Annotated in this window: 14 protein-coding genes; 2 read left to right on the forward strand and 12 right to left on the reverse strand. The window is 72.7% G+C overall.

The window, feature by feature from the left end; translation table 11 throughout:
- Window positions 1-21 precede the first annotated feature (21 nt).
- From DFH01_RS20590 to DFH01_RS20625, 8 genes are all read right to left on the reverse strand, one after another.
- Window positions 22-555: a flavin reductase family protein gene (locus tag DFH01_RS20590; protein ID WP_109872424.1), complete on the reverse strand. Its 534-nt coding sequence runs from the start codon at window positions 553-555 to the stop codon at window positions 22-24.
- A gap of 7 nt (window positions 556-562) precedes the next feature.
- A complete protein-coding gene (locus DFH01_RS20595; RefSeq protein ID WP_109872326.1) occupies window positions 563-1,903 on the reverse strand; it encodes a GTPase in 1,341 nt (446 codons plus the stop codon).
- Window positions 1,900-3,522 (reverse strand): chaperonin GroEL, encoded by a 1,623-nt coding sequence (gene groL, locus DFH01_RS20600; RefSeq protein WP_109872425.1) that lies wholly within the window; start codon window positions 3,520-3,522, stop codon window positions 1,900-1,902. The genes DFH01_RS20595 and groL overlap by 4 nt, the downstream gene beginning before the upstream one ends.
- Before the next feature lie 203 nt (window positions 3,523-3,725).
- Window positions 3,726-6,098 carry a recombinase gene (locus tag DFH01_RS20605; protein ID WP_233256202.1) on the reverse strand — a complete coding sequence of 791 codons (2,373 nt, stop codon included), beginning with the start codon at window positions 6,096-6,098 and terminating at the stop codon, window positions 3,726-3,728.
- The gene (mgtA, locus tag DFH01_RS20610; protein ID WP_109872427.1) at window positions 6,095-8,653 is read right to left on the reverse strand and encodes a magnesium-translocating P-type ATPase; all 2,559 of its coding nucleotides are present in this window, start codon (window positions 8,651-8,653) and stop codon (window positions 6,095-6,097) included. The genes DFH01_RS20605 and mgtA overlap by 4 nt, the downstream gene beginning before the upstream one ends.
- Before the next feature lie 25 nt (window positions 8,654-8,678).
- Window positions 8,679-9,101: a CBS domain-containing protein gene (locus tag DFH01_RS20615; protein ID WP_109872327.1), complete on the reverse strand. Its 423-nt coding sequence runs from the start codon at window positions 9,099-9,101 to the stop codon at window positions 8,679-8,681.
- A 166-nt stretch (window positions 9,102-9,267) separates the two neighbouring features.
- Entirely contained in the window at window positions 9,268-9,945 is a 678-nt protein-coding gene (locus tag DFH01_RS20620) for a phosphoribosyltransferase (RefSeq protein ID WP_109872328.1), read from the reverse strand.
- A complete protein-coding gene (locus DFH01_RS20625; RefSeq protein ID WP_199231308.1) occupies window positions 9,932-10,606 on the reverse strand; it encodes a dienelactone hydrolase family protein in 675 nt (224 codons plus the stop codon). The genes DFH01_RS20620 and DFH01_RS20625 overlap by 14 nt, the downstream gene beginning before the upstream one ends.
- 142 nt (window positions 10,607-10,748) lie before the next feature.
- Here DFH01_RS20625 and DFH01_RS20630 point away from each other — a divergent pair, with 142 nt between their 5' ends.
- A complete protein-coding gene (locus DFH01_RS20630) occupies window positions 10,749-11,798 on the forward strand; it encodes a hypothetical protein (RefSeq protein ID WP_109872329.1) in 1,050 nt (349 codons plus the stop codon).
- Here DFH01_RS20630 and DFH01_RS20635 read toward each other — a convergent pair.
- Window positions 11,773-12,741: a ribose-phosphate diphosphokinase gene (locus tag DFH01_RS20635; protein WP_109872330.1), complete on the reverse strand. Its 969-nt coding sequence runs from the start codon at window positions 12,739-12,741 to the stop codon at window positions 11,773-11,775. The genes DFH01_RS20630 and DFH01_RS20635 overlap by 26 nt on opposite strands.
- Window positions 12,742-12,841: 100 nt before the next feature.
- On the opposite strand from DFH01_RS20635, the gene DFH01_RS20640 reads away from it, so the two are divergent.
- Window positions 12,842-14,206: a nicotinate phosphoribosyltransferase gene (locus tag DFH01_RS20640; protein ID WP_109872331.1), complete on the forward strand. Its 1,365-nt coding sequence runs from the start codon at window positions 12,842-12,844 to the stop codon at window positions 14,204-14,206.
- A 7-nt stretch (window positions 14,207-14,213) separates the two neighbouring features.
- Here DFH01_RS20640 and DFH01_RS20645 read toward each other — a convergent pair whose 3' ends face one another.
- The 3 genes from DFH01_RS20645 to DFH01_RS20655 all read right to left on the reverse strand — a co-directional run bounded on the left by DFH01_RS20645 (window position 14,214) and on the right by DFH01_RS20655 (window position 16,927).
- Window positions 14,214-14,798: an isochorismatase family protein gene (locus DFH01_RS20645; protein ID WP_109872332.1), complete on the reverse strand. Its 585-nt coding sequence runs from the start codon at window positions 14,796-14,798 to the stop codon at window positions 14,214-14,216.
- Entirely contained in the window at window positions 14,795-15,502 is a 708-nt protein-coding gene (locus tag DFH01_RS20650) for a CBS domain-containing protein (RefSeq protein ID WP_158287841.1), read from the reverse strand. Before DFH01_RS20650 ends, DFH01_RS20645 begins: the two co-directional genes overlap by 4 nt.
- Window positions 15,503-15,601: 99 nt before the next feature.
- Complete coding sequence (locus tag DFH01_RS20655; protein WP_109872334.1) at window positions 15,602-16,927, reverse strand: ferredoxin reductase family protein; 1,326 nt, start codon at window positions 16,925-16,927, stop codon at window positions 15,602-15,604.
- Window positions 16,928-16,932 lie beyond the last annotated feature (5 nt).

Here is a 16,932-nt window from a genome sequence, read left to right on the forward strand (position 1 = left end):
TCGATCGCCGGCGCGCCGCGGTCAGCGTGCGCGCGAGGCCAGTCGGATGCGCTCGGCGGCGATCGCGAAGCGTCCGTAGCCCTCGTGATGCAGCGTCCGCGGTGCCCGCACGCCCGGCTCGCGCCAGGCCTGCACCACCTCGAGGACGAACATGTTGTAGCGGTCCACCCAGCGCGTGTCGGCGACGCGGCATTCCAGGTTGGCGAAGCACTCCGCCACCAGCGGTGCCGAGACATGCCTCGCCGGGCGCGGCGTGAGGCCGAAGGCCCCGAACTTGTCCTTGCCGCGGCCGGAGCAGTTGCCGATGCCGACGACCTGCCGGCCGAGATGCGCCTCCGGGATCGCGAGCACGCAGTCGCGCGCGCGGCGCAGGTTCTCGAAGCTGAGATGGCCGCCGCCGATGATGCAGCCGACCAGGGGCGGCTCGAACTCCATCATCATGTGCCAGGACATCGCCATCACATCGTGCTGGCCACGATGCGAGGTCGTCAGCAGCACGACCGGGCCCGGTTCGAGAAGCTGGTAGACACGGGAGAGGGGGAAGCTGCGCGGCATGGCGGCGTCACCTGCGTTCCGGCGCGGCGTGCCGGGCGAGGAAGGCGTCCACATGCGCTGCAAGTCCCGGTGATTCCAGCTCCTCGTAGTCGTAGCGGGCGCGGATGATGGGCAGGCCCGGCGCGATCAGGCGCGCGAGGTCGGCCGGCGTCGCGCTGACGACGACGTCGGCGCCGGAGCGCCCGATGGTCTCGCCCAGGTCGCGCAACTGCGCCGTATCGTAGCCCATCGCGGGCAGCACCGGGCCGAGATGCGGGAAGGCCGCATACACGGCGGCGATCGAAGGCGCCGCCTTGGCACGCGGATCCACGAGTTCTGCCGCGCCGGCCGCCAGCGCGGCGGCATGGCCCGCGCCCCACGGCATGCCGCCATGCGTCAGCGTCGGCCCGTCCTCCACCACCAGCACGCGCCGCCCGCGCACCGCGGCGGCGTCCTTTAGCGTGACGCGGGAGCCGGCGCGCAGCAGCGTCGCGCCAGGATTGAGCCGGCGCGCCGCCTCCAGCACCCGGCCCACATCCTCGGCCGGCGCCGCATTGGCCTTCGCGACGATGACGATGTCGGCCATGCGCAGCACCGCCTCGCCGGGGTGCCAGCCCTCGACATGGCCGGGCCGCAGCGCATCGGCCAGCACGATCAGCAGGTCCGGTCGGATGAAGGGAAAGTCGTTGTTGCCACCGTCCCAGAGGATGATGTCGGACTCCGCCTCCACCTGCGCGAGCACGCGCGCGGTGTCGACGCCGACATGCACCACGCCGCCGGCGGCGATGTGCGGCTCGTATTCCTCGCGCTCCTCCACGGTGCAGCCGGCGGCGTCCATGTCGGCAAGGCTCGCGAATCGCTGCACCACCTGGCGCGCGAGATCGCCATAGGGCATCGGATGCCGCACCACGCCGACGCGCAGGCCGCGTGCGCACAGATGTGCGGCGAGGTGGCGCGTGGTCTGCGACTTGCCGCATCCGGTGCGCACCGCACAGATCGCGACGACCGGCAGGCGGGATGGCAGCATGGTGCTTCGCGGACCGGGCAGCAGGAAATCCGCCTCGCCCGCCAGCGCGATCGCGCCCAGCCGCATCACATGCGCCTGCGGCACATCGCTGTAGGCGAAGGCGACGGCATCCACGCCCTGGCGCAGCAGCGCGGGCAGCTCCGCCTCGTCGCGGATCGGGATGCCTGCCGGGTAGAGCGGCCCGGCGAGTTCGGGCGGGTAGCGGCGCGCGGCGATGCCGGGGATCTGCGCGGCGGTGAAGGCCACGACCTCCTGCGCCGGATCGTCGCGATAGAGCAGGTTGAAGTCGTGGAAGTCCCGCCCCGCAGCCCCCAGGATGACGACGCGGCGGCGCGGCGTCACAACGGCATCTCCGCCGGTTCCGCGCGCGGCCGGGGCGGCTCGGGCAGCTCCGTCATCGTCGCCTCGGTCAGCAGCAGCACGCTGGCGACCGAGACGGCGTTCTCCAGCGCGACGCGCACCACCTTCGTCGGATCGATGATGCCCGCCTCGACCAGGTCCACATACTCCTTCCGCGCCGCGTCGAAGCCGCGGTTGCCCGTGCCCTCCATCATCCGCGACACCACCACGCCGCCATCGGCGGCCGAGTTCTCCGCGATCTGCCGCGCCGGCGCCTCCAGCGCGCGCTTCAGCAGCTGCACGCCAGTCCGCTCATCGGCCTCGCAGGCCTGTTCCTCGGCCGCCACGGCCTCCACGCAGCGCAGCAGGGCGAGGCCGCCGCCGGGAACGATACCCTCGGCCACCGCCGCCTTGGTGGCGCTGATCGCATCGTCCAGCGCCTCTTTCCGCGCCTTCATTTCGGCCTCGGCCGGCGCGCCGACCCGGATCACCGCGACGCCGCCGGCGAGCTTCGCCAGCCGCTCCTGCAGCTTCTCCTTGTCGTAGTCGCTGGTGGCCTTCTCGATCTCGTGGCGGATCTCCTTCGTGCGCGCTTCGATCGCGGCGTGCTCGCCGCCGCCGCCAATGATGGTCGTGTTCTCCTTGTCCACCACCACGCGCTTCGCGCGGCCGAGCTGCGGCAGGCGCGCTGATTCCAGCTTCAGTCCGATCTCCTCGGCGATCACCATGCCGCCGGTCAGCACCGCCATGTCCTGCAGCATCGCCTTCCGGCGGTCGCCGAAGCCCGGCGCCTTCACCGCGCAGCTCTTCAGCCCGCCGCGAAGCTGGTTGACGATCAGCGTCGCCAGCGCCTCGGCCTCCACATCCTCGGCCACCACCAGCAGCGGCCGGCCGGCCTTCACCACCTGGTCGAGCAGCGGCAACAGGTCGTTCAGGCTGCGGATCTTCTGGTCGGCGAGCAGGATGAAGGCGTCCTCCAGCTCCGCCTCCATGCGCTCCGGGTTCGTGACGAAATAGGGCGAGAGGTAGCCGCGGTCGAACTGCATGCCCTCCACGACATCGAGCGTCGTCTCGGTGGTCTTCGACTCTTCCACCGTGATCACGCCCTCGTTGCCGACCCGCTCCATGGCATCGGCGACCAGCTCGCCGATCGCCGGGTCGTTGTGGGCGGAGATGGTGGCGACCTGCGCCTTCTCGCGGCGGGATTCCACGGGGCGGGACAGGCGTTGCAGCGCCGCCACCGCCGCGCGCGTCCCGCGATCGAGGCCGCGCTTGAGGTCCACGGCGCTGGCGCCGGCGACGACGTTGCGGATGCCGTCGGCCAGGATCGCATGGGCGAGCACGGTCGCGGTGCTGGTGCCGTCGCCCACCGCGTCGCCGGTCCGCTCGGCCGCCTGGCGCAGCATCTGCGCGCCGAGATTCTCCTCCGCATCTTTCAGCTCGAATTCCTTGGCGATGGTGACGCCGTCATTGCAGACGATGGGCGTGCCCCAGCGCTTCTGGATCAGCACGGACTTCGAGCGCGGCCCGAGCGTGACCCGGACCGCATCGGCGAGCGCACCGGCGCCACGCAGGATCTTCTCCCGTGCGGCGGAGCGGAACAGCACCTGCTTGGCCGGCAATTGGGCCTCCGTTCGGCTTGCCTGGCCGGCGGCCATGCCAGGCATTCCAGACGCTATGCGAACGCCCTTCTCCGCCGCGAAGGGCCTGTGGAGCGGAGGCAGTAGAGGACAGGCCGGCGCGAAGTGGCTTGACCCAGGTCAAGCTGCGGGTCGGCCGCCATCACGGAACCGCGAGGCGACGCGGCCGCGGCATCTCGCCCCGATCAGCGCGGGCCCGGCCGCCGTTCGCAGGCGAACCCCGCCGGCTCTACGGCCTCGCTGAGACCGGGGTCGCGGATGCCGGCAAGGATCGCGCGGAAGCGGGCCTCGTCCACCTCCTCTTCCGGCAGGTATTCGTGCCCCGCCGGCCCACCGGGCACGACCGGCAGCACGGCGCAGCCGCGCACCTTCGGCTGCTCCGCGAGCAGCAGGGACCGGAACGCGTCCAGGTCGTGCAGGTCGGTGCGCAGCTTCAGCGTGTAGCTGACCTGGTTGCCGCGCTCGGCGCCGATCCAGTGCCGCTCCAGCAGGCGCAGCCAGGCGAAGTGCTCCGCCGGTGTCGCCTCCGGCGCGGTGACCAGGCGGTCGCCGATGCCGAGGCGCAGGAACAGCGGCAGCGTCGGGAAGCCCACGATGCTCATGCCGGCGAAGGTCGAGAGGCTGCGCACCGGGTATCCGCGCGCCTCGTACTCCGCCAGCAGCGGGTCGCTGTCGCCGCGCCAGCCGCCGCCGGCCTCGCGCTCGCCGCGGAACTGCACCCAGCGGAGATACTGCCGCCGTGCCGGCAGGTGCGCCCCCTCGGTCAGGCCGAAGATCTTCGCCGTGGTGCCCGCGGGCTTCACGGTCGTGACCGTCAGCGGCGCCGTGAGGCCGAGTTCCGCCGCATAGGCCGTCGCCTCCGCCTTCGCGAGGCCGGAGAGGCGCGCCACCATGCTCCAGAAGGGCGCCGCGCCCCCGCCCGCGTCGAGCAGGTCGCGGAAGCCGAGCCCGAAGCGCAGCCAGGCCCATTCGTGCAGGCCGGTGGGGCCGATGCCGATGCGGTTGGTGCGGCGGACCTCGCGCGCATAGAGCGCATCCATCATGTTCACGCGGATGAGGAAGCGTACGCCGAGGCGCACGGCATCCTCCACGCGCGCGTCCCACGCCGCCGCCGTCGCCTCGTCCGGCGCGCCGGGCGTCACCGCCGCCAGGGGCTGCGGGCAGGCAAGCAGGGGCGCGAAATCCGCGACCACGCAATAGCCGCCGGTCACATGCAGCACGACCTCGCCGCAGGGATTGGTGGTCGCCGGGAAGCGGGCGCGGGCGGCGCAGCGCGAGAGTTCGCCGAGCAGCCCGGCCGACTGCTTCGCCTGGTAGCGACGGCTGCGCAGGTCGCTGCCGTCGTCGCAGACCGGCTTGCGCCAGGCGGAGCCGGAGCGGTGGTCCTCCAGCAGGTCGCCGTTGAGGAAGCCGGGCTCGCCGGTGGCATGGGCCGAGCGCGTCGCCGCCTCGAACACGGCCAGGGCATGACGGGTCCAGGGATCGTCCAGCGTCTCGCCGGCGCGGCCGCGGCCGACGCGATGCCAGAACTCCCGGTCCACCATGAGCGAGTGGTTCGCCGTCCAGAGCCCGCCTTCCGCCGCCAGCCGCACGAAGCGCAGCGCGCCGGGGTCGCGCCAGCTCTTGGTCGCCATGCGGGCCGCGCGCCGCGCGCCGCCGCCCTGCACCTCGACCGAGAGCAGGTGGTCGGCCAGCAGCGCCTGCTCCCAGGGCTGCATGGCCTCTCCTGCCGGATCGCGCCGGCGCGCCGCCCCGATCACCTGGCGTCGCAGCCGCGCAAGGCCCCGCAGCAGCGAGAGCGGGCCCGGCGCTGGCCGGCCCTGCATGCCACGGATCGGCGTGCCGCGCGGCCGGATCGCGGACAGGTCGAGCAGCAGCGTGCGCTGGCGCTCTCGGCGGAAGGCCATCGCCTCCAGGATCTCGACCGCCTTGGCCCAACCCTCGCGGCTGTCCTCGACCGCATGGCGGATCGCATCCGGCGGGGCGAGCGCCGGATCGCGCAGCATCTCGGCATCGAGCGCGGCGCGGATCGCCTGCTCCTCGGCGGCGGCGATGCCGAAGTCGCGCGCGAACTGCCCGAGGCCGGCCGCATCGCGCGGGTAGTCCGGGTGGGACGGGGAAAGATGCAGCAGCAGCGCGGGCGCCTCCGCCCAGTCCACCGCCACCAACTCGTCGTCGTAGCTACGGCCGACGCCGCTGCCGTTCAGCAGCAGGTAGAATTTCGCGAAGGCGGTGATCGCGGTGGCGCAGTTGGTGAACACTTCCATGTTGCGCCCGGCTTGGCACGCATCGCCGTGTTGCAGATGCCGCCCCGAGGTGAGCAGCGCCCCGGTGGCGATGGCGTTGCGCAGCCGGGCGCATTCCGTCGCCGTACCGGCGCGCTCGCCGAGAAGCGAGACGTTGCCCGCCGCGACCCGGTCCGCGACGCGGCCCCAATCCTCAAGGTCCTCCGCCCGGAACACGGTGCGGCGCGCGACAGCGAGCCCCATGCCCCCCGCCGGCTCGCGAGGCGGCACGGGCGCCTCGCCGAAGCGCGCGCCGGGTTCCGGCCCGCTCACGCCCCGCCTCCTGCGGCGCGGAGCCGATGCGCCCAGAAGCGCCGCTTCGTCCACTCCGTCGCGGAGAGATAGGCGGCCACGATCGCCAGCAGGACCAGCAACTCCGGCGGCGAGGACGGCACGAAGCCGAAGGCCGCCGAGAGGCCGTCCAGATATGGCAGGAACAGCGCTGCCGAGCCGACCGCGATCGTGCTCATCAGCAGGAGCCGGCCCGGACGGCTGCTAGAGGCCGGGCGCCGCGTGCGGAGCACGAGCACGACGGCCACCTCGCTCAGCAGCGAGACCAGGAACCAGCCCGTCTGGAACGCGCCGGCGCTCGCCCCGAACAACCAGAGCAGCAGGCCGAAGGTGAGCACGTCGAAGGCCGAGCTCAGCACGCCGAACACCAGCATGAAGCGCTGCACTTCCGCCATGTCCCAGCGCTGCGGGCGCTCGCCATGCTCCGGGTCCACGTCATCCGCGGCCACGGTCATCATCGGGAGGTCGGAGAGGAAGTTGTTCAGCAGGATCTGCTTCGGCAGCAGCGGCAGGAAGGGCAGCAGCGGCGCCGCGATCGCCATGCTGAGCATGTTGCCGAAATTCGCGCTCGTCGTGATGTAGATGTATTTCAGGGTGTTGGCGAAGGTGCGCCGCCCGTCCTCCACGCCTTGCCGCAGCACGTCCAGGTCCGGGGCCAGCAGGACCACGTCGGCGCTCTCCCGCGCCACCTCCACGGCCCCGTCGACGGAGATGCCGACATCGGCCGCATGCAGCGCGGGCGCGTCGTTGATGCCGTCGCCGAGATAGCCGACCGCATGGCCCGCATGCTGCAACGCGCTCACGATGCGCTGCTTCTGCTGCGGGTCGATCTCCACGAAGAGGCTCGTGCGCGGCGCGACATGCCACAGCGCCTCGTCGCGCATCGCCGCGAGCTCCGCGCCGGTGAGCATCGCGGCGGGGTCGAGGCCGACCGCCCGCGCCAGATGGCCGGCGACATGCCGGTTGTCGCCGGTCACGACCTTCACGGCGATGCCGCGTGCGGCCAGGTCGCGGACGGCGCGCGCAGTGTCGCGCTTCGGCGGATCGAGGAAGAGCAGGAAGCCCCGGAAGACGAGGTCCGTCTCGTCGTCCCGCCCATAGCGTTCCCGCGGCGGCCCGCGGCGGTCGGCCACGGCCAGCACGCGATGGCCGGCTTCGCCCTGGGTCCTGAACAGCTCCGCCAGGGTCGCCCGCCCCGCCGAGCCCAGCGGTTCGACGCCCGCCGCGGTCGCGATCCGCGTGCAGGCGGCAAGCACCTCGGCGAAGGCTCCCTTGACGATCACCAGGTGTTCGCCGGGCCGCTCCTCCACGACGATGGTCAGGCGCCGCCGCTCGAAGTCGTAGGGGATCTCCTCGATCTTCCTCGCGGCGCCGGTTTCCACCTTCGCCGCCTCGCCCGCCGCGACCAAGGCGGCGTCGAGCGGGTTCTCGATCCCGGTCTCCAGCGCGGCGTTCAGCACGGCGAGGCGCAGCACCTCCGGCGAGGGCTCGCCATCCGGCCCCAGCGCGGCCTGCAGCACGATCCGGCCCTCGGTCAGGGTGCCGGTCTTGTCCGTGCACAGGACATCCATGCTGCCCAGGTCCTCGATCGCCTCCAGCCTCCGCACCAGGACGCCGCGCGCGGCCAGCCTGCGCGCCCCGGCCGAGAGCGTGACGCTCACGATGGCCGGCAGCAGTTCCGGCGAGAGGCCGACCGCCAGCGCCACGGCGAACAGCAGGGAGTCCGGCAGCGGCCGCCCCAGCGCCTGGTTCACCGCCACGACGAACAGCACGATCCCGACCATGACGCGCAGCAGCAGCCCGCCGAAGTGACGAACGCCGCGGGCGAACTCGGTCTCCGGCGGGCTCTCGCGCAGACTGGCGGCGATCCCGCCGAAGGCGGTCCGCCGCCCGGTCGCGGCCACCAGCATCCGCGCCGCGCCGCTGCGCACCGAGCTCCCCATGAAGACGGCATTGCTGCGCGCCGTGGGCGGCGCACCGGCCGCCACGGTCCCCGGACGCTTCTCGACCGGGAAGGATTCGCCGGTCAGGCCCGCCTCGCTGACCATGAAGTCGTGCGCCTCGAGCAGCAGGCCATCCGCCGGCACGAGATTGCCGGCGGAAAGCGCGACGACATCGCCCGGCACGAGCGCTTCGACGGGCACTTGCGCCAGCCTGCCGTCGCGGAAGACCCGCGCCTGGAGCGCCAGGCGCTGGCGCAGCGCCGCCATCGCCCGCGCGGCGCGATACTCCTGCAGGAAGCCCATGCAGGCGCTGCCCGTGACGATCGTCAGGATGATGGCGGCGTCCACCCACTCGTGCAGCACAAGCGACACCATGGCGCCGAAGACGAGCATCAGCACCAGAGGGCTCTCGACCTGGCGCAGCAGGAGACGCAGCGACGTCTCCCGCGCCTCCTCGATCCGGTTGGGGCCGTGCCGGTCCAGCCGGCTGCGCGCTTCGGCGGAAGCGAGGCCGTCGGGCGACGCCGCGAGGGCGGAGAGCAGCAGATCGGGCGATTGCGCCCAGAAGGCTTCCGGCGCCCGCGTCTCGGTCATGTCGGGCCGCGTCGCGGCCACGCACTCATCGCAGGACCTCGAAGAAGCCGCTCTCCTCGTCGAGCCGCGCATGCTCCATGGCGCGGAAGTCGTAGCGCGAGACGATGCCGACCACGTTCCCGTCGCGGCAGACCGGCAGGTGGCGGAAGCCGCAATTGTCCAGCAGGCGCAGCGCCTCCATCGCCGATTGCCCTGGCGAGAGGGTCACCGGGTCCGCCGTCATCACCTCCCGCACCTTGGTGTGGCGCGCGTCCAATCCCTCCGCGAGGCAGCGCACCGCGTCGCGGCCCGTGAAGATGCCGAGAAGGCGCCCACCCGGCTCGGTGACCAGCACGGCGCCCACCCGGCGCGCATGCATCGCGGCGCAGGCCTCCGCGACGGTCGCAGCCGGGCCCATGGAGAGGGGACGCTGATCCCGGATGACCTCGGCCATGGTCCGTTCACGCATGGCACTCCTCCTCCTGACGTTGCTGCGGCACCCTGCGGACAGCGAGGCCCGCCGCCCGCCCCCCTTAGCGGCGCAGGCGCTCCGCCGCGCTGCTCTGGATCAAGCTTGCGCCCGGTTCGTCATCGGCCTGGTCGTCCCTCGCACGCTTGTTGACTCGCCCGAGCCCTCAGGCGTTGCTCCCCATGCGTTCCCGATACGCGGCGATCGAGGCGATCACCTCCTCATCCGTCAGCTGGTGGAAGTCGCGGTAGAAGGCGCCGATGCCGAAGAATACCTCCGCCTCGACAGCGCACACCGTGTCGTCGGCCTCCCCGCGCATCGCCTTGAGCGTCTCGGGCGGCGCCACCGGCGTGGCCAGCACGAGCCGCGCCGCGCCACGCCGCCGCAGCGCGCGCAGCGCCGCCCGCGCGGAGGCGCCCGTCGCCAGGCCATCATCCACGACGACCGCCGTCCGGCCCCTGGGATCGACCGGCGCGAGACCGGTCAGGTAGCGCGCCCGCCGCCTCTCGATCTCCGCGAGTTCGCGCAGCCGCGCGGCGGCGATGAAGGCCTCGGAGGCGCCGGTGGCCGCGACGATGTCCGCGTTCAGCACGACCTCCGGCGCGTCGCCGTCGACGACGGCGCCGAGCGCCAGCTCGGGCTGGCCCGGCGCGCCGATCTTGCGGACGAGCACGAGATCCAGTGGGGCGCCCAGCGCTGCCGCCACCTCGGCGGCAACCGGCACGCCGCCGCGCGGCAGCGCGTAGACGACCGGATCACGCGGCCCGAGGGCCTTCACCCGCTCCGCCAGCAGGCGGCCTGCCTCGGCGCGGTCGGCAAAGCGGGTGAGGTCAGACCGGAACATCCTTCGCCTCCGGCGCAAGCCAGCGTTGGAACCAGGCGGAGGTCAGGTGCGAGACCCGTTCCAGCGCGCCCGGCTCCTCGAACAGATGGGTCGCGCCGGGCACCACCGCCAACTCGCTCGGGCAGGTCATCCTGCTCCGGGCCTCGGCATTGAGCGCCAGCACCTCGCGGTCCGCGCCACCGACGATCAGCAGGGTCGGCGCCACGACCCGGCCGAGGCTCGCCTCCCCGGCCAGGTCGGGCCGCCCGCCGCGCGAGACGACGGCGCCGACCGCCTCCGGCCTTGCGGCGGCCGCGACCAGCGCCGCCGCGGCGCCGGTGCTGGCGCCGAACAGGCCGAGCGGCAGGCCCGCGGTCCCCGGATGGCGGGCGGTGAACGCCATCGCCGTCCCGAGCCGCTCCGCGAGCAGCCCGATGTCGAACACCTTGCGCCGGTCCGCCGCTTCCTCCTCGGTCAGCAGGTCGAAGAGCAGCGTGGCCAGGCCGCAATCGTTGAGGGCGGCCGCGACCTGCCGGTTGCGCGGACTGAGCCGGCCGGAGCCGCTGCCATGGGCGAACAGGACGATGCCCCGGGCCCGGGGCGGGAGCTCGAAGCTGGCCTCCAGCCCAGGGGGGATGACGACGTGTTCGGTGCCTCTGCCCTTGCGATCGGTGCGGCTCATCGCGCCCTGCCTCCGCCGGCCTGCCCAGGACTGCATTCCATACTCATGCTAGGGGATAGGCGGCCTTGGCGCGTCATCGCGATCATCACGCGATGCGGAGCGACGGCCGGGCATTTCCGGATGGCAAGGCAGCCCCGCGCTCGTGAACAGCCCGCAGCCCCCAGACCCCGCCGCCGGCCTTGCGGAGAAGGTCGCCTTCCTCCGCTCCCCTGCCGCCTACCCGCACGCCTGCGCTGCGGTCGAGGCGCGGGAGACGCACATGTCCTGGGTGTTCCTGGCCGACGGTTTCGCCTGGAAGCTGAAGAAGCCGGTGCGCCATCCCTTCCTGGACTACCGCGCGCCTGAGGCGCGCCGCCATTTCTGCGGCGAGGAGGTGCGGCTGAACCGCCGTCTCGCGCCCGGCATCTATCTCGGTGTCGAGCCCTTGCTGCGGCGCGCGGACGGCACGCTCGGCATCGGCGGCGCGGGCGAGCCGGTGGACTGGCTGGTCAGGATGCGGCGCCTGCCGGTGGCGCTGCTGCTCGACGCCGCGCTGGAACAGCGAACGGCGACGCGCGCGGCCGTCACGCGAGCGGCCTTGCATGTCGCGGCCTTCTACGCCGCCGCCGCGCCCGAGCCGGTGCCGGAAGCGACGTTTCTCGGGCGGTTTCGCCGCGAACTCGCGCTGAACCGCGACATCCTGCACGACGGCGCCTACGGTCTGCCGGAGGATGCGCTCGCCGCGGTGCTCCGCACGCTGGACGCGTTCCTCACCGAGGAGGCGGAGCTGCTGCTCGGGCCGCTGCGCTCGGGCGGCGTCGTGGAGGGCCATGGCGACCTGCGTCCGGAGCATGTCTTCCTGGGCGACCCGCCCGCGGTGATCGACTGCCTGGAATTCGACCGCGCGTTGCGCTTGCTCGACCCCTTCGAGGAGATCGCCTTCCTGGCGATGGAATGCCGCCTGCTGGGCGGTGCCTGGGCCGGCGGCATAGTCCTGCGCAGCGTCGCGGCCGCACTCGGCCGGCGGCCGCCGGCGCGGCTCCTTGCCTTCTACACCGCCTTCCGCGCCTGCCTGCGTGCACGGCTCTCGCTCGCGCATCTGCAGGAACCGCGGCCGCGCGAGCCGGCGAAGTGGCAGCCGCGCGCCCGGCGCTACCTGGCTGCCGCCGCGACAGCCTGCGCCAGGCTCAGCCGCCTTCCACGAGATCCGTGACCGAGCCCCCCTCGTGCAGCCGCCGGATCGCCTCGGCGAGCAGTGGGGCGATGCCGACGACCTCCACCCGTTTCCCGAGCAGCGCCGGCGGCAGCCGGAAGGGCGGCACGCTGTCCGAGACCAGCACGCGGTCCAGGGCAGGGGAGCCGATCGCCTCCGCCGCGCGGCCGGTGAACAGCCCGTGCGCCGCGACGGCGATCACGCCCCGCGCGCCCTGCGCCAGGCACGCCTCCGCGGCACGGACCATGGTGCCGCCGCTGGCGATCAGGTCGTCGACCACGATGACGGTGGCGCCGGCGACCTCGCCGACCAGCAGGTCGCCGCTGACCACGCCGGCGCTCCGCCGCTTCTCCATGAAGGCGCTGCCGACCCCGCGGCCGATCCGCCGCTCCAGATCCTCGCGGAAGAGCTGCGCACGCTTCACGCCGCCCGGATCGGGCGATGCGACGACCAGCTTCCCATCGAGGGAAGCGAAGCGCGGGGCGAACAGGGCGCGGCCGTCCAGATGGACGGTCCGGCAGCGGAAGGCGTTCTCGAAGGCGACGATGTTGTGCACCTCGAGCGTCACGACGGCATCGGTGCCGACCGCTTCCAGCAGCTGTGCGACGTAGCGCGTCGTGATGGGATCGCGGGGCTTGGTGCGCCGGTCCTTGCGCGCATAGGCCAGGTAGGGAATCACCGCCGTCACGCGTGCGGCGCCGGCATCGCGCAGCGCGCCGAGGAAGAACAGCAGCCGGCAGAGCTTGTCGTTCGGGCTCTGCTCCGGCCCGCCATGCAGCGAATGCAGCACATAGGCATCGCCCCCGCCGACCTCGGCGAGCGGCCGCGCCTTGTGCTCCCCATCCTCGAATTCCCGCTCCTCATGTGGCGTCAGCGCGGTCCCGAGCGCGGCGGCGACGCGCTTCCCGAGATCCTGGCTGTCGCCGAGCGCGAACAGGTGCATGACGGCCTCCTCGCTGAAGGGCGCCGGGCACTCTAGCATGGCTTCTGGGCGGCGGGCCGGACCGCGTCCGGCACGGCCGCCTCCCAGGGGAGCGTACGCCATGCCGCCCGGCCCGTCCGTCGCAGCGCCGCCGCAGATCGCGCTCTTCGCCGACCTCTACGAATTGCGCATGGCCCACGCCTATCACGCGCTCGGGATGCGGGACGAGGCGGTCTTCAGCCTCTTCGTCCGGCGGCTGCCGCCAACGCGCAACTACCTGCTCGCCTGCGGCGTGGAGGATCTGCTCGACACGCTGGAGGCGCTGCGCTTCGGGCCGGACAGCCTGGACTATGTCCGCTCGCTCGGCGAGTTCCCGGAGGCGTTCCTCGACTGGCTCGCCGGGTTCCGCTTCTCCGGCACCGTCCACGCCGTGCCCGAGGGCACGCCGGTCTTCGCCGAGGAGCCGCTGCTCGAGGTCGTGGCGCCGATCGCCGAGGCACAGATGATCGAGACGCTCGCGATGAACATGGTCGGGCTGCAGACGCTGCTCGCCTCCAAGGCGTCGCGCGTCGTCGCGGCGGCGGCGGGCCGGCCGGTGGTGGATTTCGGATCGCGCCGCGCCCAGGGCATCGACGCCGCGGTCGCCGGCGCGCGGGCCTTCCACGTCGCGGGCGTCGCGGCCACGTCGAACACGCTTGCCGGGGCCCGCTACGGCATCCCGGTCGCCGGCACCATGGCCCACAGCTTCGTCCAGGCCTTCGACAGCGAGGCCGACGCCTTCCGTGCCTTCGCGCGCCTGCATCCGCAGACTATCCTGCTGGTCGACACCTACGACACGGCCGAGGGCGTCCGCCGCGTGGTGGCGCTGGCGCGGGAGCTGGGCGAAGCCTTCCGCATCCGCGGCGTGCGGCTCGATTCCGGCGACCTGCTGGCGCTGTCGCGGGAGGCACGGGCGATCCTGGATGCAGCGGGGCTGCGGCAGGTGCAGGTCTTCGCGAGCGGTGGCCTCGACGAGGAGAGGATCGCGGCGCTGCTGGAGGCCGGTGCGCCGATCGACGCCTTCGGCGTGGGCACGGAGATGAGCGTCTCGGGCGACGCGCCGGCGCTCGACCTGGCCTACAAGCTGACAAGCTACGCCGGCATCGGGCGCACGAAGCTCTCGGCCGGCAAGCGCATCCTGCCGGGCCGCAAGCAGGTGTTCCGCCGGATGGAGGACGGCCTGGCGGTGGGCGACATCATCGCGCGCGACGAGGAACACCTCGCCAGCAGGCCGCTGCTGCGACCGGCGATGCAGCAGGGACGGCGCCTCTACGCACGGCCGTCGCTCGGCGAGGCACGCGCCTGCGCCGCCGCGGAACTCGCCGCCCTGCCGGCGCGGCTGCGCGCACTGCACCCTGCCGACCCGCCCTACCCGGTGACGATCAGCACTGCCCTCGCCGCGGAGGAGCGCGCGGTGCGCGCGCGCGTCACCGCCGCCGGCCAATGAAGGCGGATCACACGATCCGCGCGCCGGCGGCTTGCATCTCGGCCAGCGCGCGGGCGCCGGCAGCCGCTTCGACCGGGCGCGTCCCGTCGCGGATCAGCCGCACCTCGAACCCCTCGCGCAGCGCTTCGAGCACCGTGGCCCGCACGCAGACATCGAGCGCGAGGCCCCCGATCCAGACGCGCCGGACGCCGCGCGCACGCAGCGCCGTGGCGAGGCCCGTCTCGTCGAAGGCCGAATACTGGTCCCGGTCGAGCCGCGTTCCCTTGGCGACATGGATCGTCCCGGCGGGCAGCCTCAGCGCATGGTGGAAGGCAGCACCCGGCGTGTCCTGCACGCAGTGCGCGGGCCAGGGACCGCCACCCTCGGCGAAGCTCGGATGCGCGCCCGGATGGTGGTCGCGCGAGGCGATGATCGGCACTCCCGCACGACTTGCCGCCTCGATCCAGGCGTTCAGGACGGGCACCACGGCATCGCCGGCCTCGATCGGCAAGGCGCCGCCGGGGCAGAAATCCGCCTGTACATCCACCAGTAGCAGCGCGTCGCCCTGGCCGAGTTCCGGCGTCGCCCCGGCCGGCAGCGGCTTGACGCTCATAGCGCGGCGCCGACGCCGTAGAGGTAGGTGGGCCGCCACGGCCGGCTGCCGTCCTCCACGGAGCGCACGCCCTCGACGCCCTCGATCAGCACCCGTACGGCGCGCTGCGCCTCGGGCGAGCTGTGGAAGCCATGCAGCCGCACGACCCCGTTCTCGACCTCTACCGTCAGGTAGTGCACGTCGGCCCAGGGCTGTCGGCGTAGTTCCTCCATGATGGATCGCCGCAGCCTTTCGTCATCGACGGCGGCGGCGCCCTGCCGCCCGGGCGTCAGCAGCGCGAGCAGCAGATCGGCGCGGGATACGATACCGCGCAGTGTCCCGTCCTCGGCAAGTACGGGCACGCTGCGCACGCCCCGTTCCTCCATGATGCGGGCGACGTGGTCCGCCGTCGCCTGCTCGGTGACGGTCGCCACATCCCGCGTCATCACGTCGCGCGCCTTCAAGCCGTGCGTCCGCGCGTAGCGGTCCGCGGCGGCGCGCTCGTCGGCGAAGAGGGAGGCGAGCCAGCCGGGCGGGGCCATGTCCCGCTCGGCGAGGCGGCGGATCAGGTCCAACTCGGCCACCATGCCGACCAGCCGGTGCGTCTCGTCCGTGACTGGCACGGCGGAGATGCCAGCCTCCGCGAGCACCCGCGCAACGGTCGCCACGGCCATGTCCGGCGGCACCGCCACCACGTCGCGCGTCATCAGGTCCTTCGCGATCATCGTCGCTCGTCCCTCTTCCATTGGAGCGGCTCGGCGGCACCGATCTGGCGCCGCCAGAATGATGTCGGAAGCTCCTCAGGCTAGCGCGCTGCGCATCCATCATCCATAGGTGAATCGTTCTTCCAGGATCCGCGTGCGCGGCACGCCGAGCGCCCGCAGCCCCCGACGCGCCTCGCGCAGCATCGGCGGCGGGCCGCACAGCACGAAGAGCCAGCCTGCCCTGGCCGCCGCTTCGCAGTGCCGCGCAATCACCGCCGCGTCCAGTAGACCCGTCTCGCCGGTCCAGCCCGGCGAGGGCTCGCCGAGGACGTGCACGACCTGGAGCCGACTGGCAGCAGAAAGGCCGTCCAGTTCTTCTCGCGCGAGGATCTGGGTGGCGACCCGGTTGCCATAAAGCAGCAGCATCGGGCGCGGCGTTGATCGCCCCGCCTCCTCGCGCAAGATCGCCAGCGCGGGCGCGACACCGACGCCTCCGCAGAGGAAGGCGAGCCCCGGCTCAGGGCGATCCTTGACCACGAGATGGCCGTGCGGACCGTCGACGAAGGCCCGAGCGCCGTGCGGCAGTGCGCCAACGCTGCGGGTGAAGTCGCCAGCTTCCTTGATGAGGAAGCGTAGCCGCCCGGCCTCGGACGGCGCCGAGGCGATGGAGAAGGGATGCTCCCGTCGCGCGAAGGGGCCGCGGTCGAGCTTCAGCCAAGCAAATTGCCCGGCTTGGAACCGAAGGCCGCCATGGCCCACCGGCTCCAGCACCACCTCCCAGGTGTGCAACGCCGCGGAACTGATGCTCGCGATGCGCCAGGGCCGGTGCGAGAGCGACAGCGGGCGGATGATATAGACCCAGACAAGGGTCAGCAGAGCGAGGCCCGCCAGCGACCAGAGAGCGCTCGCGACCGCCGGGTGCGCGGCATAGCGCCCCGCCGCCAGCGCGTGATGCAGGCCAAGCCCAACGATGAGCAGCGCGGTCAGCCCATGCATCCCGCGCCAGGTTTCATAGCAATAAGGCAGGTCGTCGCGGCGGATCGCCGTGATGATCAGCAAGGCGAGCAGGAACCAGGCCAGCATCCCGGTCACGATGGCCGCACCGCCGAGGCCGAGCCATGCCGCATGTGTCGGATCATCCGGGCGGTGGAAGGCCGGGCCATCCGGCAGTGAGTAGAAGAAGGGATGCAGCAGCAGCAGCGCAGCCAGGATCCGGCCAGCCAGTTGGTGCCAGCGCATCGTCCGGTCGATACCCGCGCTGCCGGAGACGGCGCGGAACCGGCCTGACAGCACGAAATCCAGCAACAGCGCTGCGAAGCCGATCAGCGCCAGCGCGCCGGCGAACTCGTCGCGCCAAGGCCGCGCCGGCCAGACCAGCGTCCAGCCGAGCGCCAACGGCGTCAGGGTACCGAGTGCGAGCAGGACGAGCAGAAGCGGTGCGGGCATGGCGC

The sequence above is a fragment of the Falsiroseomonas bella genome (assembly GCF_003173615.1).
Classification (GTDB): Bacteria; Pseudomonadota; Alphaproteobacteria; order Acetobacterales; family Acetobacteraceae; genus Falsiroseomonas; species Falsiroseomonas bella.

Excerpts from the sequence above, each read along its gene's own strand:
- DFH01_RS20590 (WP_109872424.1), bottom strand. The coding sequence starts at position 555 with ATGCCGCGCAGCTTCCCCCTCTCCCGTGTCTACCAGCTTCTCGAACCG.
- mgtA (WP_109872427.1), bottom strand. The coding sequence starts at position 8,653 with ATGACCGAGACGCGGGCGCCGGAAGCCTTCTGGGCGCAATCGCCCGAT.
- DFH01_RS20615 (WP_109872327.1), bottom strand. The coding sequence starts at position 9,101 with ATGCGTGAACGGACCATGGCCGAGGTCATCCGGGATCAGCGTCCCCTC.
- DFH01_RS20620 (WP_109872328.1), bottom strand. The coding sequence starts at position 9,945 with ATGTTCCGGTCTGACCTCACCCGCTTTGCCGACCGCGCCGAGGCAGGC.
- DFH01_RS20625 (WP_199231308.1), bottom strand. The coding sequence starts at position 10,606 with ATGAGCCGCACCGATCGCAAGGGCAGAGGCACCGAACACGTCGTCATC.
- DFH01_RS20635 (WP_109872330.1), bottom strand. The coding sequence starts at position 12,741 with ATGCACCTGTTCGCGCTCGGCGACAGCCAGGATCTCGGGAAGCGCGTC.
- DFH01_RS20640 (WP_109872331.1), top strand. The coding sequence starts at position 12,842 with ATGCCGCCCGGCCCGTCCGTCGCAGCGCCGCCGCAGATCGCGCTCTTC.
- DFH01_RS20645 (WP_109872332.1), bottom strand. The coding sequence starts at position 14,798 with ATGAGCGTCAAGCCGCTGCCGGCCGGGGCGACGCCGGAACTCGGCCAG.
- DFH01_RS20650 (WP_158287841.1), bottom strand. The coding sequence starts at position 15,502 with ATGATCGCGAAGGACCTGATGACGCGCGACGTGGTGGCGGTGCCGCCG.
- DFH01_RS20655 (WP_109872334.1), bottom strand. The coding sequence starts at position 16,927 with ATGCCCGCACCGCTTCTGCTCGTCCTGCTCGCACTCGGTACCCTGACG.